Source organism: Flavobacterium sp., from assembly GCF_049590715.1.
Lineage (GTDB): Bacteria > Bacteroidota > Bacteroidia > Flavobacteriales > Flavobacteriaceae > Flavobacterium.
On the sequence record NZ_JBAWDL010000197.1, the window covers coordinates 1 to 23,059 of the forward strand.

The 23,059-nt window shown below is 32.0% G+C and carries 18 protein-coding genes; 6 read left to right on the top strand and 12 right to left on the bottom strand.

Translation table 11 applies throughout. The features are described 5' to 3' along the window. Window positions 1-44 precede the first annotated feature (44 nt). Entirely contained in the window at window positions 45-2,303 is a 2,259-nt protein-coding gene (locus WBQ70_RS08815; protein WP_423913038.1) for a carboxy terminal-processing peptidase, read from the bottom strand. 204 nt (window positions 2,304-2,507) lie between these two features. On the opposite strand from WBQ70_RS08815, the gene surE reads away from it, so the two are divergent. The 5 genes from surE to WBQ70_RS08840 all read left to right on the top strand — a co-directional run bounded on the left by surE (window position 2,508) and on the right by WBQ70_RS08840 (window position 7,546). Further along, window positions 2,508-3,287 (top strand): 5'/3'-nucleotidase SurE, encoded by a 780-nt coding sequence (gene surE, locus WBQ70_RS08820; protein ID WP_423913040.1) that lies wholly within the window; start codon window positions 2,508-2,510, stop codon window positions 3,285-3,287. Next, complete coding sequence (locus WBQ70_RS08825) at window positions 3,280-3,552, top strand: hypothetical protein (RefSeq protein WP_423913043.1); 273 nt, start codon at window positions 3,280-3,282, stop codon at window positions 3,550-3,552. Before surE ends, WBQ70_RS08825 begins: the two co-directional genes overlap by 8 nt. 82 nt (window positions 3,553-3,634) lie before the next feature. After that, entirely contained in the window at window positions 3,635-4,750 is a 1,116-nt protein-coding gene (lpxB, locus tag WBQ70_RS08830; protein ID WP_423913045.1) for a lipid-A-disaccharide synthase, read from the top strand. A 103-nt stretch (window positions 4,751-4,853) separates the two neighbouring features. Further along, window positions 4,854-5,330 carry a C40 family peptidase gene (locus WBQ70_RS08835; RefSeq protein ID WP_423913048.1) on the top strand — a complete coding sequence of 159 codons (477 nt, stop codon included), beginning with the start codon at window positions 4,854-4,856 and terminating at the stop codon, window positions 5,328-5,330. A 191-nt stretch (window positions 5,331-5,521) separates the two neighbouring features. Beyond that, window positions 5,522-7,546, top strand: a complete 2,025-nt coding sequence (locus tag WBQ70_RS08840; RefSeq protein WP_423913051.1) for a ComEC/Rec2 family competence protein — start codon at window positions 5,522-5,524, stop codon at window positions 7,544-7,546. Between the two features lie 245 nt (window positions 7,547-7,791). Here WBQ70_RS08840 and WBQ70_RS08845 read toward each other — a convergent pair whose 3' ends face one another. Together WBQ70_RS08845 and WBQ70_RS08850 are read right to left on the bottom strand one after the other, a co-directional pair. Then, a complete protein-coding gene (locus WBQ70_RS08845) occupies window positions 7,792-9,723 on the bottom strand; it encodes an OmpA family protein (RefSeq protein ID WP_423913053.1) in 1,932 nt (643 codons plus the stop codon). A 7-nt stretch (window positions 9,724-9,730) separates the two neighbouring features. After that, window positions 9,731-10,654, bottom strand: coding sequence for a PorP/SprF family type IX secretion system membrane protein (locus WBQ70_RS08850; protein ID WP_423913055.1), 924 nt, complete (start codon window positions 10,652-10,654; stop codon window positions 9,731-9,733). Between the two features lie 1,106 nt (window positions 10,655-11,760). Between WBQ70_RS08850 and WBQ70_RS08855 the strand changes: the two genes are divergently transcribed. Further along, window positions 11,761-12,825, top strand: coding sequence for a glycosyltransferase (locus WBQ70_RS08855; protein ID WP_423913058.1), 1,065 nt, complete (start codon window positions 11,761-11,763; stop codon window positions 12,823-12,825). Window positions 12,826-12,887: 62 nt separating this feature from the next. On the opposite strand, the gene phoU is transcribed toward WBQ70_RS08855, so the two are convergent. The 9 genes from phoU to WBQ70_RS08900 form a co-directional block, all read right to left on the bottom strand. Continuing rightward, window positions 12,888-13,556 (bottom strand): phosphate signaling complex protein PhoU, encoded by a 669-nt coding sequence (phoU, locus tag WBQ70_RS08860; protein ID WP_423913060.1) that lies wholly within the window; start codon window positions 13,554-13,556, stop codon window positions 12,888-12,890. Between the two features lie 214 nt (window positions 13,557-13,770). Continuing rightward, on the bottom strand, window positions 13,771-14,523 hold the full coding sequence (gene pstB / locus WBQ70_RS08865) for a phosphate ABC transporter ATP-binding protein PstB (RefSeq protein WP_423913063.1): 753 nt from the start codon (window positions 14,521-14,523) through the stop codon (window positions 13,771-13,773). 1 nt (window position 14,524) lies between these two features. Next, window positions 14,525-15,403, bottom strand: coding sequence for a phosphate ABC transporter permease PstA (pstA, locus tag WBQ70_RS08870; RefSeq protein ID WP_423913066.1), 879 nt, complete (start codon window positions 15,401-15,403; stop codon window positions 14,525-14,527). Between the two features lies 1 nt (window position 15,404). Beyond that, window positions 15,405-16,613: a phosphate ABC transporter permease subunit PstC gene (gene pstC / locus WBQ70_RS08875; protein WP_423913069.1), complete on the bottom strand. Its 1,209-nt coding sequence runs from the start codon at window positions 16,611-16,613 to the stop codon at window positions 15,405-15,407. A 307-nt stretch (window positions 16,614-16,920) separates the two neighbouring features. Then, a complete protein-coding gene (locus WBQ70_RS08880) occupies window positions 16,921-17,784 on the bottom strand; it encodes a phosphate ABC transporter substrate-binding protein (RefSeq protein WP_423913072.1) in 864 nt (287 codons plus the stop codon). Window positions 17,785-17,891: 107 nt separating this feature from the next. Then, window positions 17,892-19,100, bottom strand: a complete 1,209-nt coding sequence (locus WBQ70_RS08885; RefSeq protein ID WP_423913074.1) for a porin — start codon at window positions 19,098-19,100, stop codon at window positions 17,892-17,894. A gap of 319 nt (window positions 19,101-19,419) precedes the next feature. After that, a complete protein-coding gene (locus WBQ70_RS08890) occupies window positions 19,420-20,718 on the bottom strand; it encodes a porin (RefSeq protein WP_423913077.1) in 1,299 nt (432 codons plus the stop codon). A 225-nt stretch (window positions 20,719-20,943) separates the two neighbouring features. Continuing rightward, window positions 20,944-22,020, bottom strand: coding sequence for a sensor histidine kinase (locus WBQ70_RS08895; RefSeq protein WP_423913079.1), 1,077 nt, complete (start codon window positions 22,018-22,020; stop codon window positions 20,944-20,946). Between the two features lie 74 nt (window positions 22,021-22,094). Continuing rightward, a complete protein-coding gene (locus WBQ70_RS08900; RefSeq protein ID WP_423913082.1) occupies window positions 22,095-22,778 on the bottom strand; it encodes a response regulator transcription factor in 684 nt (227 codons plus the stop codon). Between the last annotated feature and the right edge of the window lie 281 nt (window positions 22,779-23,059).

Consider the following 23,059-nt stretch of genomic DNA (forward strand, 5'->3'; position numbering starts at 1 on the left):
GTTTTAGCGAATATTGATTCGGTTCTATTATTCATTCAGAAATATTATGATTTCACTAATTTATCTTTTTTTGAAGTCTCGTGTTGTTTCGAAATTGGTTTTGATTGTAAATCATCTAGTACATTCAATGCTTCTTCAACATAAATGTCTTTTGATAAAGCTTCATGCCATCTTTCTCTTTTTTCTTTCAAGACAACATCTTTACTAGTTTCATCAACTTCATATGGCAGTGAGGTAAACTGTAAGTGATTTTTATACTGAGAAATTGGCTTATATTTTTTAGCTTTCTCTTCAATTGCTTTTTGTGCTAATTTGAATTTATCAATATTTAAGCTATACGTATTCTCGCCTGTTCTACTATCAATCCATTTTGCATTTTCATCAATCAATTTGAAATTTTCACTGGAGGCAATTCGGCTTTTACTATTTGAAATAGCCTTATTAAAATTAGCATTTTTAGTCCACACAGTATATTCAGCTGCATCAATTTTATCCCATGGCATAGCATTTTCAACATCGCGCTCTCCCATTTTTAGATATGCATACCTGTCTGGCATTACCACATCACTGCTTACACCCTCTAATTGAGTTGAACCACCATTGATTCTATAAAATTTTTGAGTTGTTGTTTTAAGAGCTCCTAAATCTCCCACAGAACTTTTACGTACAAACTGATTCAAATCAATTACGTTTTGGACAGTTCCTTTACCATATGTTTGTTTACTACCAATGATAACTCCTCTTTTATAATCTTGTATTGCTGCTGCCAAAATCTCAGAAGCCGAAGCTGAAAAGCTATTAACCATAATTACTAATGGCCCGTCCCATTCAATTTTTTTATCTCTATCGTATAAAACTTCTTTTTTTCTTCCTGCGGATTTGATTTGTACAATGGGTCCTTCATCAATAAATAAACCTGCAATATCTACAACTGTTGATAAAGATCCACCTCCATCATCACGCACATCTAATACAATTCCGTCAATACCCACTTTTTTTAATCTCTCTACTTCAAGCGCAATATCTTTTCCTGCATCTCTACCATTTTTATTTTCAAAATCGATATAAAATTTAGGTAAATAAATAACCCCATAATTTAAACCATTCTTATTAACAACACTTGATTTAACGTAGGTTTCCTCAATTTCTACTACATCTCTAATGATTGGAATAACCTTTATTGTTCCATCAACTTTTTTTACTGTTAATCTAACTTCAGTACCTTTAGGTCCTTTTATTTTCTTAACTACATCATCTAGACGCATACCTACGACATCAACTGGCTCAGAAACGCCCTGTCCAACTTTCATAATAAGATCACCTGATTCTAATTTTTTTCCTCTCCATGCCGGCCCACCTGATATCAATTCTGAAATCTCTGTGAAATCATTTTTCTTTTGTAAACGAGCACCAATACCTTCTAATTTTCCGCTCATACTAACATCAAAACGCACTTTTTCCTCTGGAGCAAAATAATTAGTATGTGGATCAAAACGGGAAGTAATAGAATTAATATAAACCGAAAACCAATCATTTTGGTTCAAATCTTTCATAAAACCAAAATACTCATCCAATGATTTTTTAGCATTTACTCTAGTTTCTTTTTCTAATTCCTCAAAAGTCTTTGGTTTTTCATCATCTTTAACAACTTTCTTTTTAACTAACGATGGCTCTTCATTTTCCATCAAAGCATCCTCTTCTTCATCTGAAGATTTTACATCTTCAATAATACCTTTGGCTCTGTTTTCTTGTATTTTCAATCTATCAGTCAATGATGAAAGAGCAGATAATTTGATTTGCTTACGCCATCTTTCTTTAAGCTCTTTTTCATTTTTAGCATAGGGAGCTTTTTCATAATCGGTATTAAAATTCTCATCAATTGTATAATCAAATGGTGTCGATAAAATAGCTTGATATAATTTTTTACTCTCCTCCATTCTTTCCATCAAACGAGTGTATGTCAACGTAAAAAAGGTCAAATCTTTATTTAAAATTTGATCATCAATTAGCGTTTCATACTTAGAGAAATCATTTATATCTGATTGCAGAAAGAAGCGTTTGGATGGATCCAAAGCTTGTATATACTCTTTATAAACCCCTTTTGAGAAGTTATCATCAATATTAGCAGGGCTATAGTGTCCTTTTTCTATAACAAATGTTAATAGTTCCAAAAGCAACTTATCCTTTTCAGGATCAGATTCGCTTTTAGATTTAATATTAAATGCAAACAAGGCTATTGAAAGCACAATAATTGTAAGAAGTATTTTATAATGTCTTTTCATAAAGTTAATTATAGCATTCATTCAAATTTTTTAAACTAAGTTAAAGTAAAAACTATGCCATCACCAGTAAAGCTTACATAATTTTTTGTTAAAGATATAAAAATGTTTTTTTATTTCTCTTTGAAAATACCGAAATCAATAAAATTCGTTTCCTTTGTTTATTTGTAATGAATAAGTATATTTATCAGTTTATTAAACCCAAATATAGAGAAAAAAACCTCAAATATGAACACAAAAAAACCACTTATATTAGTTACCAATGATGACGGGCTAACCGCGCCAGGAATCAGAACCTTAATTCTAGTCATGTCAGAAATAGGTGAAGTCGTAGTGGTCGCTCCTGACAAACCCCAAAGCGCTATGGGACACGCTATAACAATTAATAACACTTTGTATCTCAATAAAATTTCAAAAGAAGGTGCTGAAATCCTTGAATATAGTTGTTCTGGAACCCCTGTAGACTGTGTAAAATTAGGCGTGAATGAAATTCTAAAAAGGAAACCAGATCTTTGCGTGTCTGGAATCAATCATGGCTCAAATTCATCCATAAATGTCATTTATTCTGGAACGATGAGTGCCGCTGTCGAAGCTGGGATTGAAGGTATTCCTGCAATAGGATTTTCACTTTTGGATTATAACTGGGATGCAAATTTTGAAGAAATAAAACCATTTATAAAGAAAATTACGCTCGAAGTTTTAGAAAAAAAACTTCCTAAAGATGTGGTTTTGAATGTTAACTTACCCAAATTAAAAAGAGACGAAATTAAAGGAATCAAAGTATGCCGTCAGGCCAAAGCAATGTGGGTTGAAAAATTCGATAAAAGAACCTCTCCTTTTGGCAAAGAATATTATTGGCTTACGGGTGATTTTGTAAACGAAGATAAGGGCGAGGATACGGATGAATGGGCACTTGAAAACGGATATATATCAGTCGTACCCGTGCAATTTGATTTGACTGCACATCACGCAACACAACAACTGAACACTTGGAATTGGAATGAATAAATTAGACTTATTTATAGGCATCATTATTGGCCTACTTACAACAGCAATCGGGATGTTTGCTTTTATAACCATGTACACACCATGGGATTTTATTAATGGAATTAAAATATTACAACAACAAGAACATTTAGGTCAAGTCATTTGTCTGGGTTCTATATTGAATATGATTATTTTTGCAATATTATATAAAAAGAAAAAAGACTTGATGGCTAAAGGCGTAATCCTTTCGGTTATCCTCTTAACTATTCTAACTCTATTTTTATAACAATCATATATTTGATTCCAAAATCAGCTAATATAGTTTTTGGGATTTGGTTAACAACTCAACCTTTTCATACTCTTAACGAATGAAATATTACATCATAGCTGGAGAAGCATCAGGCGATTTACACGGTTCTAATTTAATCAAGGAAATCCTCAAAAAAGACAAAGAAGCACGCATCCGTTGTTGGGGCGGTGATTTAATGCAAAATGCAGGTGGCGAACTTGTTTCACATTACAAAGACAGAGCCTATATGGGATTTGCTGAGATTATTAAAAACCTTTCTAAAATTCTTGGTTTCATCAAAAGTTGCAAGGAAGACATCGCCCGTTACCAACCCGATGCTTTGATTTTTATTGACAACTCTGGATTCAATCTCCGAATTGCAAAATGGGCTAAACCAGCTGGATTCAAAACCTTTTATTACATCAGCCCACAAGTTTGGGCATCTAGAGCAGGAAGAGTCGAAGCTATTAAAGCAACCATTGACCATATGTATGTCGTATTGCCTTTTGTAAAACCTTTTTACGAAAAGTACAATTATGAAGTAACCTATGTGGGCCACCCATTAATTGACGCCATTGCGCAACGTCCAAAAGTTGACGCAGCTACTTTTAAAACTGAGAACAAGCTATCAGAAAAACCCATTATCGCTTTATTACCTGGAAGTCGCAAACAAGAAATCACCAAAATGCTTTCAGTAATGTTAAGTATTGTCGATGATTTCCCTGCTTATCAGTTCGTCATTGCAGGGGCTCCTAGTCAAGAATATTCGTTTTATGAACAATTTATATCTAAGAAAAACATCAAATTCATTTCGAATAAAACCTACGGATTGTTACAAAATGCAACAGCTGCTTTAGTTACCTCTGGAACAGCCACGCTCGAAACCGCTTTATTCAAAGTTCCTGAAGTAGTATGCTATAAAGGAAGCTGGGCTTCATACCAAATTGCAAAACGCATCGTTACCCTAAAATACATCTCACTTGTCAACCTAATTATGGACGAAGAAGTGGTAACCGAGTTAATTCAAGACGATTTAAACACAGCCAACATCAAAAAAGAACTAGCTAAAATACTACAACCTGAGTATCGCAAGAATTTACTTGAAAAATACGACTTACTAGAACAAAAATTAGGCGGCGTGGGTGCTAGTGAAAAAACAGCTTCTCTGATTGTAACAGAATTAAAAAAAAATTAAACATAGATTTTACAGATTAACACAAATTACTTGGCGGATTCAAGTCATAAATAAATCTTTGTATCCTTAGTACTCTTTCTGATTAAATCTTAAAAATGCTCTTTTGAAAAAAATTATTCCCATTCTCTTTTGTATCGTTTTATTCACTTCTTGTAAGTCGACTTCTAAAGTAGCAACAAAAAGAAACAGCACACTAGCCGATCAAATCACAGATGCAGCCATAGAAAATATTGGCATACGGTATAAAATGGCAGGAACAACCAAAGCAGGTTTTGATTGTTCTGGATTAGTATACACCACCTTTGCACAATTTGACATCAAACTTCCAAGAACTTCTTATAACCAAGCCAAAACTGGAGTTGACTTGGGCAAAAACACTTCCAAAGCACAAAAAGGAGATTTAATTTTCTTTAAAACTAATAATAGTTCTCGCATCAATCATGTTGGTATCATTACCGAAACAGATAATAACGAAATTAAATTTATTCACTCCTCTACTTCAAGAGGCGTTATTATTTCATCAACAAAGGAATCCTATTATCAAAATAGTTTCACCCAACTCAATAGAATTTTAGAATAAACAAAACGAAAATTTCACAAATTACTTTTATAAACTCAACTGCGAGTATCTGCTAAATATTCATGCCAATTTTTCTCGCAGATTTGGCATATTAGTATATTTTAAAAGAATTTGACAAAACCAAAGCTTATTCTGGTTAAAAAAAAGATTAACTAGTAAGTTTATATTCAGAAAATTAGTACTTTAGAATAATGAAAGTACTACAATTTCCTTTAACCCGAGTTGTGATTGGATTTGTCCTTGGAATCCTATTCGCTTACTATTCCAAACTTGGAATTAGAGTGGGTTTTGAGATGATTCTTATTTGTTTTTCTTTGTTCAGTATCAGTTATTTTCTTCAAAAAAACAGCCTAAAAAAAGGAATTTTTTTCGGGCTAGCCACTTTTCTCCTATTCTTTTCTATTGGTTCTATTACCTTAATCACACACAATGAATCCAATCAAGAAAAACACTACTCTCATCATCTCGCTTATTTTGAAACCGAAAACTTACTTGAAGTTACTATTCAAGAAAAAATCAAAAGCACCACTAAGAACGACCGCTATATTGCCACTGTTTCAACCATCAATGACAGTATTGTGACTGGAAAAATTCTACTGAACTGTCCTAAAGAAATCGCAAATAAAAAATTTGAAACAGGAGCACAATTGCTCATCAAAGAGAGGTTAATCCAAAACAAGCTTCCCTTCAATCCCAATCAATTTGACTACGGAAAATATTTAGAAAACAAACAAATCTATGGGCAACTATATCTAAATACCAGAAACCATTTTGAGAGTCCAATTATCCACAGAGACCTTAATTATTACACAGCAAAACTTCGCTCAACTATAATTCACAATTTGGAACAAGCCGATTTCAGCTCCAAAGAATTGAATGTTGCAGTTGCGCTTATTCTAGGTCAGAAACAAGATCTTTCAAGCGATGTTATGCAAGATTATCAATATGCTGGGGCAATACACATCTTATCAGTTTCAGGACTGCATATTGGGTTCATTTTACTTTTCTTGAATTTCATATTAAAACCCATTCCTAATACTCGAAAAGGCGCCTTGTTAAAATTAACTCTTACTATAAGCCTACTAGCACTATTTGCCTTAATTGCTGGCTTAGCACCTTCTGTCGTACGAGCTGTCACCATGTTTTCATTTATAGCTATAGGTTATTATTTAAGGCGAAGTACCTACATCTATCATACTATTATCGTTTCTCTTTTTTTAATCTTATTATTTCAACCTTATTTTTTATTTGACGTTGGTTTTCAGCTTAGTTATATAGCATTATTTTTTATTCTTTGGCTCCAACCTTTAATCATCAGCCTTTGGAATCCCGAAAACCGAATCCTAAAAAGTGCGTGGGAAATCCTCAGCGTTTCAGTGGCGGCTCAAATTGGGACATTGCCATTGAGCTTGTATTATTTTCATCAGTTTCCAAGCTTATTTTTTATTACAAATCTTATTGTTATTCCATGTTTGAGTATCATTATGTTTTACGGCATTGGAGTCATGATCTTGGCGGCATTCCAAATCACTCCCGCTTTTATCATCAAACCATTTGAATGGAGTATTTATGGGCTTAATCAATTTATCAACTGGATTGCCTCTTTCAAATCGTTTGTCCTTCAAGACATTCCTTTCAACCTCTATCTTTTACTAACTACTTATTTGTGTATCATAACGATAACACTTTGGTTCAAAAAACCAAAATTCAATCGCCTCGTTTGGGTATTAATCGCAATTGTAAGCTTACAATTGACACACATAAAAACCCAATGGCAAATACAAAACGAAAAAGAATGGATTATTTTTAACCAAAATTATAACAGCTTACTCACCCAACGAAGTGGCAAACAAATCATTGCTTATACCCCAGACAGCACTGCAAGTCGTTCTACTATACAAGCATACGTCGTTGGGAATTTTAGTGCTCTAAAAACTACTACCAAAATCAACAACCTCAACTATTTCAACGGAAACAAAATCTTAGTTCTAGACAGTACTGGAGTATATCTTACCATCATCCATCCGGACATTCTCGTTTTAACCCAATCGCCAAAAATTAATCTCGACCGCATACTCAAAACCACTCAGCCTAAAATCGTAGTTGCTGATGCTACTAATTATAAAACCCTCCAAAAAGCTTGGAAACAAAGTTGTAAAAAACAAAAAATACCTTTTCACGCCACTGCCGAAAAAGGATATTTCATATTAAATTAGTTTTTTTAGGAGCTGAACGACAGTCAGTTTTCATGAGCGTATCCTCCTGCTTTCCGCTGTATCTCTTGTATTTGCTATCGCCATACAAGAGGATGCCGCTTCAATCAGGGCTCACAAATTCGTTTTCGTTTCAATTATAAATCCAAAAAAAAATCCCTTTTTCAAATCATGAAAAGGGATTTTATAAACTATTTTACCTTACTAAAACAATGTTCCTTTTGAGGATTACAATTGCCTTAAAGTATTTAATTAATTGCTACCACAATAAATTCACTACGCCTGTTTAGTTGGTGTTCTTCTTCAGTACATTCAACACCATCCGCACATTTATTAATCAATTGCGCTTCTCCATATCCTTTTGCAGTTAATCGACTTGCATCAATACCATTGCTTATTAACCATGCCTTAGTTGATTGAGCTCTACGATCAGATAAAGATTCATTGTATTTGAATGTTTGTCTACTATCTGTATGCGAACGGATATCAATTTTTATTTGTGGATATTGAAGCATTACATCTAAGATTTTTTCTAAATCTAAAGCAGCATCTTTTCGAATGTTTGACTTATCCAAATCGAAATAAATCATCTTAATTCCAAAACATTTTGCAAGATCTACACCTACTGTCAATTGACAACCTTCTTTACTTAATACAATAGGTAATTTTGTTTCGCCGTTTACTTTTGGGACAACAACAAATCCTTCATTTGTTAGATAATTTTGAGTCTCTGCTCTTACATTATAGGCTTTTCCACAGGCAACATCAAATTGATAGTTTCCAGATTCATCTGCAGTTGTTTCAGTAACCAATACATTGTTTTTGTCATACAAACTTACTTTAGCATTCGGGATTGCCAAATTAGTATCTAAATCACTAATCGTTCCGCTCAATACTTGGTTGCATTTTATTTCGTTAAACTTATAAATATCATCATATCCTTTTCCGCCACTTCTGTTGGACGTAAAGAAACCAGTACCCGTTTTACTATCTATAAAAAAAGCAAAATCATCTTGAGTTCCATTAATAGGTGCACCAATATTTTGTACTTTCCCAAAAGTTGTCGCCTCTTCTATTTTAGAAACATACACATCTAAACCTCCTAAACCTGGACGACCATCTGATGCAAAATACAATTGATTATCAGCAGAAATAAAAGGAAACGTTTCTCTTCCTTCTGAATTTATAGTAATTCCTAAATTCTCTGGATTTGAATAAGTCCCATCTGTATTTATTTTTACTTTAAACAAATCTGACTGACCTAAAGTACCAGGCATATTTGACGCAAAATATAATTCTTTATTATCAACACTTAAAGCAGGATGAGCAACACTATAATTATCACTATTAAAGGGCAATTCAATTACATTCTTCCACTCATTGCCTTCAAGAGTAGCTTTATAAATTTTCAATAACGTTATACGCTCATCATCTTTCCCTTTTTTACCATCAATATAATTATTTCGGGTAAAATACATTGTTTTTCCATCCTTAGTAAACACAGGTGTTGACTCATGAAATTTTGAATTAATTTCCTTAGAGAACAGTATTGGCTCTTCTATTTTCCCATCTAGATTTACTTGTGCACTAAAAAGATTGGTAAATGCTTGATTGGTCCAAGAAAATACTTTTTTGGAAACGCCAACTACTTCTCTTGAAGAGGCAAAAACTAATTTATCTCCAAATAATATACTCCCATAATCTGAAAATTCAGAATTAACTCCAGCGTCTTCAATCGTAAAGCGTCCAGAATTTCCTTTTATATCTTCAAGATAATCTTTTTCATTAGCAAACAATTTTGCTCTTTGATCATTTCCAGCTTTTTTAAAATAAAGTTCTAATATTTTATCTGCTTTTTTATAATCGCCAATTGACTTTAAACTCTGAGCGTAACGGTAACAATATTCTCCACTCTGGTCTTTATTCATATTGAATAACTCCGTATACCATTTTTCAGCTTTTCCTAATTCAGCATTAAAATAATAGGCATTCCCCAGCTTTTGGAACATTTTCTCATCCTTATATCCCTTTAAAGCAATACGTTCATAAGTTGCAATGGCATCAACATATGCAAACCGTTCATATTTTTTATCGGCAGCAGCCACACTAGCTTTTTGTGCATATCCTTGAATAACAACAAGTAATAAACAAGTACTATATATAAAATTTTTCATTTTCATGTTTTTATTAAAAGAATCTTGGAGATACTATTCGGTCATATCTATTAAACAACTCATAGCGCAAAAAGATTTCATGCGAACCTCTATTAAAATGAGCTAAACGATTCGTTTCAAAATCATAACTATAACCAATAAACCAAGAATCAGAAAATTGGAAACCTACCATTGCACTTACTGCTGCGCTCCATCTATAAGCAGTTCCTACAACAAACTTATCATTGAACATGAAATTAGCCGAAACGTCTACCTGCAATGGCGCACCTTGAGTCATTTTAGTCAACAACGATGGTTTGAATTTAATTTCATCATTAAGATCAAAAACATGTCCTGCCGTGAAAAAATAATGCAAACGTTCTCTAGCAATATAACTTACAGAACCATTTCCTGCATATCTATCAAAATGTTTGGTTTCAATGAAATTTGGAACAGACAAACCAATATATGTTTTATCAGAATAAAAATAAACCCCTGCACCTATATTTGGTGAAAACTTATTATCAACATTTGACTCAAAATTTTTGTCTGGAGTCAAATAAGTCAACTTATTGAAATCTATATTCAACAAGTTCGCCGATGCTTTTAATCCAAAAGATATTTTATAGTTCTCAGACGTTTGGACATTGTATGAGAAATTCACACCTATATCGGTTTCATCAGAGGGACCAATTTTATCATTTAATATAGATAAACCAATCCCCATATTTCCTCCCTGGATTGGAGTATGTAACGATACATTATTAGTAGTAGGTGCCCCGTCTAAACCAACCCACTGTGTACGATGTAAGGCAAAAATGCTCATCTTTTCTCTCAGTCCCGCATAGGCAGGATTGATAGCCATTGTATTATACATGTATTGAGTAAACTGTGCGTCTTGCTGCGCATAACTAATACTCATGAAGAGCATTAAAAGTATTGATAATTTTTTTTTCATGTATCTAAAATATTATTTGAGGCTTTCACTATCTATTTAAAAAATAAGTAAGCTGCTTTTTCATATATGTTTGATTCACTATACTTGTATCTGAACACATAAAAAATACGTCTCATTTGTTATTCATTAAACAGACTAAGATTAAATCTAACTTCACAGAAACCCTTCCATCTAATTTGTCTAACTAACACGTTCAAAAACAAATACACCGCAGCGGTTATAAATTTCAATAGAACAATTAACCTATTAATCTAATCCACTTATATAAAAAACATCATTATCACTCTCTCCATTTGGAGAAACAACATTATAAGGGACAATACCACATTATACAACACTTCCAATTATCCACAAATCTACAATATTAATAGAAATATCTGAAACAAATTTTCTAGTTGCATCAAATCCTTTTACTGAAGCTTGGCTAAAAAGACTTAATGCAACTATATCATTTCGAGTAATTTGGTACCCTATACTATAATATGTGTTGTTAATTTCATTTATTACTTATAGGCGCATCATGATCCCAAACAACATCAATCTAGATATTAAATATGCTAATGAAATATTATAAAAGGGATATTACCTGTATTGATAATTTCAAAATAATCGTAATTGTTTGGTTTACTTCAGCAACTCTATCTTTATTACTACCTTTTGGTTTAAAAATACGTGTTTTTATAAATGTTTTTGTATCCACTACCTCTTAATACAACAATATATCTAAAAGTAACGACACTATTTTAATGAAAACTTTCACGTTACATTTGAGAAATCAAAAACATCATTATTTATTTCTAATTAAAATCCTGAAAAACATAGTAGGTTTAAGAAAAAAATTCCAAATGCAAAAATAGGCAGTCATTTTGTAAAACATATACAAACTCGATTAAAGCACAATTTTATTGTTTAAATACACTTTTTCATATATTAAAAATACCTAAAGAGCTCATTTTAATAATTTAACCCAAAAAAAATATCTGTTACAATTCATAATTTTGCAATTATTTAAGAGTAACACTTTTTTAATTAGATAATAATTTAATAAAGAACGCTAAGCCATTTGAAATGATACAATTAGTATCTTTCAAAAAAGTTATATTAATATGGAAATGGAAACCAATAGCAAAACAATTCTGATTACCCCATTAAACTGGGGTTTAGGTCACGCTACACGCTGTATTCCTATTGTCAAAATATTACAAAACCACAATTACATTCCCATTATCGCATCAGATGGAGAAGCCTTATGTTTGCTTAAAAAAGAATTTCCATATATAAAAATTTTAGAATTACCTTCATACAAAATAGAATACCCAAAAAAAGGAAAAAATTTCCAATGGAAATTACTTTTTAGCATACCAAAAATCGCAAAAGCGATTTTAAAAGAGCACAAGGTGATTGCTAAATGGATTCATCAATATGATATAGAAGGAATTATTTCAGACAACCGCTTGGGTTGCTATTCAACAAAAGTACCTTCTGTTTACCTTACCCATCAAGTAACTGTTTTATCAGGGAAAACAACTTGGCTCGCTTCATTTGTACATCAATTATTTATAAAAAAATTCAAAGAATGCTGGGTACCAGACCATTTTAACGAGATTAATATAGCAGGTAAACTAAGCCATAGCCAAAATAAAAAATTAAATCTAAAATACATCGGCCCTATTAGTCGATTTCATAAAAAAGAAATTCCAAAGCAATATGACTTAATGATTATTCTTTCAGGTCCAGAACCACAACGAGGCATACTTGATACATTATTGCAAAAAGAAATAAAAAGATACGATGGGAAGGTTCTTTACATTCACGGCATTATTGAAAAGGAGCAAAAAACAGAACAAAATGGCACTGTTACTTTCTATAATTTTATGAATACGAAACAACTTGAAAAAGCAATAAACGAAAGCGAAACCATTTTATGTCGTTCAGGATATACTTCTATAATGGATGTCGAAAAATTAGAAAAAAAAGCTTTTTTCATCCCTACTCCTGGTCAATATGAACAAGAATATTTGGCTTCAAAATTAAATGAAGAGAATATTGCTCCATTCGAGAACCAAGAAGATTTCAAAATTGAAAATCTTGAAAAATTATCTTCTTACAAAGGATTTAAAAACTCAGAAAAGACGACCAACTGGGAACAATTATTGAGAATTTTTGAATAAAAAAAACTGATATTAAAATCACATTGATTTCAATATCAGATTCTTAAAAACTATTTGTCAAACTATTTTTTGTCTGTAAACTTTTCGTGTTTTATTGTTTTTGCATTAATCATAAAATAAATTGATTCCGCAATATTGGAGTTATGATCTGCAATTCTTTCTATATGCTTTAAAGCAATTACTAAGTGTGTCCCTGAAATCACTTTTTTAGAATTGTTTTTCATTTCAACAATAATATTCTCAATCGCCTCAGTACTTTTACTTTTAACATCATTATTTAAGACAAAAATTTCTTCAATAATGGTCGCATCTAAAGACGCAAAGCATTGATTCATCTTAGTTGTAATCACCTCAATATCTTTGGCAACATCTGCAATATTAAACTGAGAAACTAATTCATGTTTCTCCTTTATACTTTTAGATTGTTTGATGATACTCATTGCTAAATCACCAATGCGCTCAATTTCGTTACTGATTTGCATTGATGATATAATAAATCTCAAATCAGAAGCTACAGGTTGCTGTAATGCAAAAATTCCTTGACAGATATCGTCAATTTTAACATCTAATTTATCTATTTTATTTTCGGTTTTTTTTACTTCTTTAACTTCCGAAAAAGGTTCATATAGCAAAGCCTTAACCGCTTCTTTAACCTGACCTTCCGCCAGCTCTCCTATTTTTACGATTACACTTTTAAGTTTATCTATTTCTAATTCTAGATGTGATGCCATTGTATTTTATTTAAAAAATGAAAGGTAATAATTTAATCCGCGACTAATTCAAGAACAACGAAAAAGTATTTTTACCGCTAATTTGCAAATTTCAATTATGATATTGATTGTCTTTACACCACTTTAAGCGGCATTAGCGCAAATTTATAAAGACCCCTAAAATAATAAATCTGCGAATTAGTGGTTATTTTTTATGCTCAATTTTGACTTTCGATTAACCAAATCTTCCTGTTATATAATCTTCTGTTTGTTTTTTTGATGGTTTTGTAAATATGGTTTTTGTTTTATCATATTCAATCAGCTCTCCCATATAGAAAAATGCCGTATTATCACTCACACGACCCGCCTGTTGCATATTGTGTGTAACAATAACGATGGTGTATTGTTTTTTTAATTCATAAATAAGCTCTTCTACTTTTGAAGTCGAAATAGGATCCAAAGCAGATGTAGGTTCATCCATTAATAATACTGACGGCTGAATAGCCAATGCTCTAGCAATACACAAACGTTGTTGTTGACCTCCCGAAAGCTCAAACGCTGATTTATGTAATTTATCCTTTACTTCTTCCCAGAGTGCCACTTGTTTAATGGAAGTAATAACGCGTTCTTCAATGATTTTTTTATCATTAATTCCGTTTACTCTTAGACCATAGGCAACATTTTCATATATCGATTTTGGAAAAGGGTTTGGTTTTTGAAAAACCATTCCTACATTTTTTCTTAAATCATCAACGTTAGTATGTTTATCATAAATATCATTACCATCAATAGTAATCGTACCCGACATTTGGGTATTATCGATCAAATCATTCATTCGATTCAACAAACGTAAATACGTTGATTTCCCACAGCCCGAAGGACCTATTAAAGCAGTCACGGTATTTTCTTTCATCGCCAAGGAAATATCGTGTAAAGCTTGTGTTTCTCCGTAATAAAAATTTACGTTTTGTGATACTATTTTATGCATATTAATTCATTTTTACTTTTTTTCCATAATACTTACGAAGTCTATTCGCTAATAAATTGGAAATTAATACAATTATAATCAAAATAAGTGCGGTACCATAAGCCATGGCTCTAGAAGCCTCAATATTTGTTCCACTAGTCGAAATTACATATAAATGATACGGCAATGCCATTGCTTGATCAAATATAGACGTTGGCAATTTAGGTAAAAAATAAGCGGCCACCGTAAATAAAATTGGCGCTGTCTCTCCAGAAACACGTCCTATTGACAAAATCAAACCTGTAATAATATTAGGAAATGCAATAGGAAAAACCACATTTCGGGTCGTTTGCCATTTGCTTGCTCCTAATCCTAAACTGGCTTGTCTAAAAGTATCATCAACGGCTTTTAACGATTCTTCGGTAGTTCGAATAACAACTGGTAAAACCAATAAACCTAGCGTCAATCCCCCAGCTAAAATCGAATCACCAAAACCTAGTTTATTCACAAATAATGACATTCCAAAAAGTCCAAAAACAATAGAGGGAACTCCCGCTAAATTGTTAGTCATTTGTTTGATTATTTTTTTAGGCCAGCCATTTTTCACATATTCATTCATATATAAAGCGGCTAAAACGCCCACAGGAAATGCAAAAACCATACTAACAGCAACCAAGCATAAGGTTCCTATAATGGCAGGAAAAATTCCGCCCCCTGTCATTCCATCTTTAGGCATAGCCGAAATAAATTCCCAACTAATAACTCCAATTCCTTTTATAATTATAAAAGCTAAAATCACAAATAAAAGAACCACAATACTATAACTGATGACCGTGAAAATGCCAAAAGCAATATTCTGATTTCTTCTTTTTACTTTAACTAAGTTATTTTTAGTTTCCATATTAATGTTTTTTATGCGATTTTCTGTTGCTCACTAATTCTACCAACATATTAATCCCAAAAGTGATAATAAACAAAATACATCCTAGCGCAAACAAGGCTTCATAATGTAAACCTCCATTAGGCGCTTCACCTAATTCGGCAGCAATGGTAGCAGGAATAGTTCGTACAGGTGCTAAAAAGGAATGTGGTATAACAGCAGCATTACCAGTCACCATCAATACGGCCATGGTTTCCCCAATCGCACGTCCAATACCCAGAATTGCTCCCGCTGTAATCCCTGAAGCCGAATGAGGAATTACTACTTTATAGATGGTTTGCCAATGACTTGCTCCCAATGCTAAACTAGCTTCCTTCATTGCTCTTGGTGTATTGCGCATGGCATCCTCTGAAATAGTAATAATCGTTGGTAAAGCCATAATAGCCAAAACAACACTTCCAGCCAATGCCGTTTCGCCAACGGGTAAATTAAACGTACTCTGAATTAAAGGAACAATAATAACCAAACCAAAAAAACCATACACTACTGACGGAATACCCGCTAGTAATTCTATTAAAGGTTTTAACAAGTTACGGGTTCGTTTCTTAGCAATTTCACTTAAAAAAATGGCAGCTGCCAATCCAATAGGTAAGGCAATTAAAATAGCACCAAAGCTTACCCAAAGTGTCCCATAAATTAATGGCTTAACTCCCATTTGAGCAATAGGCTGAGCCGTAGGAAACCACTCTTCACCTGAAAGAAATTCAGAAATAGTGATTTTATCAATGTCCAACTCCTTACCTACAAAATCTTTAGCCTTATATGTTTCAGAGAAAAAAGCAATAATACCTGGTGTTTTAGCAATCAGTTCATTGATTTTTTGAGGAAAATTTTCAAAGTTTTCTCCTAGTTCTTCATCCGTATAATAATCTGAAATATCCGAAGTTCTAAATAGGACAATCGTTCTATCTTCTCCACCCAATTCTTTCCAGTTTGTTATTTTTTGATCATAAACATCTTTGACTTGAGCGGGTGACAATTTTTTTACTGGATTAGTCGCTTCTACTGCTAATAAAAAACCATCATCAATGGGTTTTCTACTAAAAACGCCAGCTCCTTCAATAAATAAAAAAAAGACAATCAATATTACTGTAATACTAGTAGTTACACTACTCAACATTAAAATTGATTCAATAATTTTTTCTTTGATCTGCTTTAAATTTGTTTTCAAGTCAGTAAATTTAATTTTTGACAAAATTACACTAGACACACTTCCCTAATGTTCATACACTATTAACCTTGTGTTAAGCTAGTGTTAAGTGTTTTTTAAACATGTACCTTTATTAATATTGATGTATAGGGTGATACTTAATCCTTGCTTACCGGCTAGATTTGACAAATTTTTAAAAGTTTTTAATATTGAAAGTGATAGCATTACTTTTGATTATAGGTTTCCTAAAATCATTACATTCAAATACAATAAAAAAAAGCTATCCAAAATGGATAGCCTTATTACATATAATAATTAACCTTATTTATTAGTTCAGCGGAACATATCCTATTTCAGAAACATTTTTTTGACCAGCTTCAGACAAAGCATAATCAATAATCGATTTTACTTTAGCAGTATTCGTTTTATTATACATATAAAACAATGGTCTTGAAATTGGATAGGTTTTATCTTTTGCACTTGCTACAGATGGAGCAATGAATTTCTTACCTTGATCATAAGAAACCGCTAATTGTTTTACTTCTTTAGTTTCATAAGCTAAACCTACATAACCAATTGCTCCTTTTGTTTGCCCTACTGCTTGAACAATAGCACCCGTTGCAGGTAAACTCAAAACATCTGTAGCATAATTTTTCTTATCCATCACTTCTTCTTTAAAAAACTCATACGTTCCAGATGAAGACTCTCTTGAATATGCTACAATTTTCTCATCAGCACCACCAACTTCTTTCCAGTTTTTGATTTCACCAATGTAGATTTTCTCTAATTGTTCACGAGTTAATTGAGATACTTTGTTTGCTGGATTTACGATAACTGCTAATGCATCAAAAGCAATAATTACTTTCTCAATTTCAGTTTTAGTTTCAACAAATTTTAATTTCTCATCGGTTTTCAAATCTCTTGAAGCCATTGCAATATCAGTAGTTCCATCAATCAAAGCAGTTAACCCAACACCTGAACCACCACCTACAACAGTAACACTTATATTAGCATCATTTTTCATCAATTCTTCAGCTTCTTTTTGCGCTAATGGCAAAACGGTATCACTTCCTTTGATAGTGACAGAAACTTGAGCTTCAGTATTTCCTTCTGTTTTATTTTCTGTTTTTGCTTTACCACAACTTAACATACCAATCAATGGTAAGATTAAAAATAATTTAAATTTATTCATTTTTTAATTTTTGTTTTAATTTTCCACAAAATTAGGTGCTCAATATTAACCCTGTGTTAAGTTAATATTATTCAATCTTTATACTTTAACACAACGCTTGCAAATAGTTATAATCCAATTTCAACTTGAAAACGAGCATACCAATTATTCGTTACATTAGATCCAAATTTTTCAATATTATCATATGTCAATTCGGTTTGCAATTTCATTTTATGTCCATACAAATACTTAGACACTCCAACTGTAAATTCATCTATGTTAGGACTCTTCGTTTTGATATCATCATGGACTTTTTGGGTAGAAAAACGCCCAATAATCTGATATTCTGATGGAAAAACATAACTCAACTGAGCGTCATAACCATATCCCACAAAAACCGCTTGAGTTTTAGTAATATCTACTGCATCAATAGTAACGGGATCATGAGTAGCTCTCGACATATAAGCTCCCGTTGCTGACCATCCATTGTATTTAAACATAGCATCAACAAAAACAGATTTCAAAGTTCTAGATTCATAAAGTAGACTTCCTAACTCTCCTTGAGATCGTAACGCATTATTGTTTTGATTAAAGGCTCCAGACAACAGTAACTTTGGAGATTTTTCTCTCATCAAATCCCCTTCAAAAGTTGAACCATTCTTAGTAAATGCTCCAAATGGAAACAATTCTAATTTTCCAGTCAAAGCAATTCCATCATCAGATGTTTTCACCCAATTACGACCTTCACCTTTAGAAATAGCTCCTTTAAGTCCATAATAAAATTTATTTTTTCTCTCTTTAGCATACTCAACAAAAAGCCCAAAATCCCGATCAATATTAAACTTCGAGTTATTAATACTACGATCTGTAAGTTCTAATGAACCTGAAGAAATAACACGTTGGTTGTTTCCTGGTAATTTTGTTTGACCAAAAGCAAATGTCAAATTAGAATTTGGATGATAAAAGAATACTCCGTCCAAAATAACATCACCACTATTACCTACTACAACAGTACCAATATCTCTAGCTGAAAATCCAAGTTCGACTTTATAACCAAACTTTGGACTTACAACAAATCCATCTAGCTTTAACCTCATCCTTCTAATTTCACCTTCGGCAACTCCTGCCTTTCCCTCAGCCTGACCGTATCCTATTCTGCTTTGCACTCTAAACCCAATGTTCATTTGGAAAATACTATCAGAAGCTGTAAAACCCAGTTTTTTTCCTGATGTGTAATACCCTTCTATAAGAGCTTTATTTGATGACTTTTGCTTTACTTCTTGTGCCACTGTTATTAAAGAAAACAATAGCGAAATACTCAATAAAAAATTTTTCATTTTAACAATTAGTTATTCTTATGTTATTACGTTGCAAAACTAATGTTAATAAAACCAGGCAATATTAAGTTAACGTTACGATAAAGAGAACAAATGGTAAGCAGGTTTTAAAAAACAACTGATTATCAGTGGCTACAAGTTATAACCCTTAAAAACTATTCAAAAAAAGTAGATTATAACTACTATTTTCGTAGTCTTTTTTTATAAATAACAAAAAAAAAGACCTTAACTACTTGCGAAAAAAGTAATTATAAAATAAAAAAACTACTTAAATCAGTACGACTTAAGTAGCTTTTTATAATAAATAACACTCACTTCTTTAGAAATTAAACTGAGCTTGTAACCTCAACAGACTTCCTTGTTGTCTATTATTTGGACGTGCACTATCTTCGAATGTTCTATCTGAAATAACCCATTCTGCAACTAATTCGAAAGCCTTGAAAGGTTGCCATTCTAATCCTAATTCATAATCTCTTACTATATAGCTTCTGGAGTCTTTTTCAAACTTCTTTCCTCCATCATAATATTGAAATTTTGCAAAAGGATATAATAAGCGATTTTTAGGTAAATCAAATTTGTAGTTTAAAGTTATATACCCACCTTCTAAATCGGAAACTTCAACTGTATTAGTTACCTTATCATAACGAGGCCCTCTCCCAAAGTTATATTCAGTTTGAATACCGAAAGGTTTTGGATACAAAACAAAAGTAGCACCTACTCTTTGGTCTAAAGTATTTTCTTTATTAAGAGTTGTTACCCCAGTTGATAATTCATTAGTAAATGCCCATTTACCTGTATAAGCTTGAATTCCAGGCTCAATTACTTGGTTTCCAACAACAAAAGGATAGGTCAATCTAGTTACAACATGTAAATTTCTATTAGCTTCAGATTTGCTAGCTGTTTGACCATTATAAGCTCCGAAAGCAAATACTCCATAATCTCCAGATCCTTTATATCCTTCTTTTATAAGCATTTCAAAACGATCTCTAATTGTGCTTGGTGCCCAATAAAAAAATGCCCCTAAATCTCTTTCATTTGCTACAGCACTATTCAAACCATCATTACGATCTAAAGTTAACCGATTCTGACTTGATTGCATGTTTTCAAAACCATACGGAACTTTACTTTGACCCAAACGAACTCTAAATTCTCTTTTCTTGTCAAATGAAATATCAGCATATACATCTCTAAGCTGAGCAAAATTATTTGTTCCTGTTGAAGGTGAACTAGCAAAATCAGGTTGTATATAAACATACACATTGGGATGTATCTGTCCTGCAAATTTGATTCGAGCTCTTCTAAGAAAAAAACCATTATTAGACTCTGCATCTAATGCTGTAGATGTTGTCCCCCAAGATTTATCACATTGATCACAAGAAACTTTGTCATTTGTAGAGAACAACCCGTTATATCTTACTTGAACATATCCACCTAAAGATAAATTACTATACCAAGGAGTTTTGACCATTTTAACTTTCTCAACTTCTTTTACCTTATTAATCTTATTGATCGAATCTAAGATACGGACTACTTCGTTCTTAATTTGAGTCTTTTGATTCTCCTGAGCACTTACAGAAATTACAAATAAAAATAAATATATAAATAAAAAATTTTTCATTTTAATTTTTTGTTATTGTTTTGTTATTTTGGCGCAAAAGTAACATTAACAAAAGCTTTATATATTAAGCTAATGTTAACATAAGTAAAACAAAATGTAACTTTGAGTCCTTGAACAAAACTCAGATTCAAAATCAAAAGAGACCTAAAAGAAGTTGATCATACTTTAAAAAAAAAGCAACCTAGTAATTAAACTAGATTGCCTATTTATTTTTAAGAAAAATATTTACAACTTGTTTTCTTTCTTTTTAAATACCTTTTCAAGGGTAAAAGAAAATTCAGATCCAATTCCAAATTCACTTTCTACGTAAATTTTTTCTTTATGTGCTTCAACAATATGTTTCACAATTGCTAATCCTAATCCTGAACCACCCTCTTCTCTAGAACCACTTTTATTCACTCTATAAAAACGCTCAAACAATCGAGGTAAATGATGTTTTTCAATTCCGCCACCATCATCACTAATACGTACTAATACTTTTTTCTTTGTCAAATTCACCACCGAAACCTCAGTTGTTCCATTTTCCTTTCCATACTTAATGGAATTTACAATAAGATTTTCAATTACTTGCTGAATCCTATCTTTATCGCCTTTAACAACGTTTGGCAATGCAGGACGATTTTCAAATGCTAAAGTGATATTTTTTATATCTGCCTTTATTTCTAAAAGATCAAAAACGTTTTGAATTAATTCGTAAATATCAAACTCTGAATATTCTAAATTCAAATCACCTACTTCTAATTTAGTAATCATATCTAGATCTTCTATGATATAGATCAATCGTTCTACACCTTTCTCAGCACGTTTTAAATATTTTTTACGAATTAAAGGGTCTTCCATGGCTCCGTCTAACAAAGTGGAAACATACCCTTGAACGGTAAATAATGGTGTTTTTAATTCATGGGAAACATTTCCTAGAAACTCTCTCCGATATTCTTCTCGAACTTGAAGCAATTCGATTTCAAGTTTTTTATCGGTTGCAAATTTCTTGATTTCTCTAGACAGCGTTTCCATATCCGTAGTAATTGGCTGATTAATTAAAGTACTTGCTTCTAACAACGAAACATCATCATAGATCTTTTTAACTCTTCTATATATAAACCGTTCAACACGATATTGAATGACTAAAAAAGAAAACACAAAAAGAATAAGACTAAAAATAGCACCAAACGAAAATATCTTTGACACTGAAGGTTTATACATTATAGTTACCAACAAAATAACAAAAGCCGTAGAAAACAAACTGATGTAAAATGACGATTTTATAGCAAATTTATATGTTTTTTTAAAACTAATTTTCATGTTTTACAAACTGATTTAAACTAAAAAAAAGGAATAAATCTATTCCTTTTTATTGATAAAAGTAAGCATTTTAGCTAAACTTCAAATTTATACCCTACACCTTTAATTGTTTTAAAAAGCTCTTCACCTATTTTTTCACGAAGTTTTCGAATATGAACATCAATTGTTCGTCCACCTACCACGACTTCATTACCCCAAACTTTATCTAAAATTTCGTCTCTTTTAAAAACTTTACCAGGCTTAGAAGCTAATAAATAAAACAATTCAAATTCTTTTCTTGGTAGAGCGATTTCAAAACCATTCATAACGATTTTATATTCTTCACGATTAATCTCGATACCCCCAACATTTAGTGTTTCGCTATCTTGTTCTGATTCACTCACTCTACGCAATAATGCTTTTACTTTACTTACCAATAATTTAGGCTTGATAGGTTTAGTAATATAATCATCAGCTCCAACATCAAACCCAGCAACCTGAGAATAATCTTCACTTCTCGCTGTCAAAAAGGTAATAATTATATTGGTTAATTCTGGAATTTTTCGAATATTTTCACAGGCTTCCATACCATCCATCTCAGGCATCATCACATCCATTATAATTAAATCTGGAATTTCTTTTTTAGCTTTAGTTATTGCTTCTTTACCATTTGATGCCGTAATAATTTGATACCCTTCTTTAGCCAGATTATAACCTACGATCTCCAAGATATCCGGCTCATCATCTACTAATAAAATCTTTGTGTTCTTGTTTTTCATATAATAGCAAAATAAGGTTAAATCATTAGAAAAATAGTACTTTTTAGGACTAATGATTACAATTGCGATTGTAAATATAAGAATAAAATAATCGCTAAAAAGAGTGGTTTACGCTAATTTAATATCATAACCTTTTCTTAATACTCCACAAACATAATCATAACAACCCGTTAACTTCAGCTTTACAAACGCCCCGTTACTTTGCAAAAAATTAATAAAACTATGAAACTTAAATTATTCATTTTAACATTTTTCATCTGTACACTTTCATTCGCACAAAG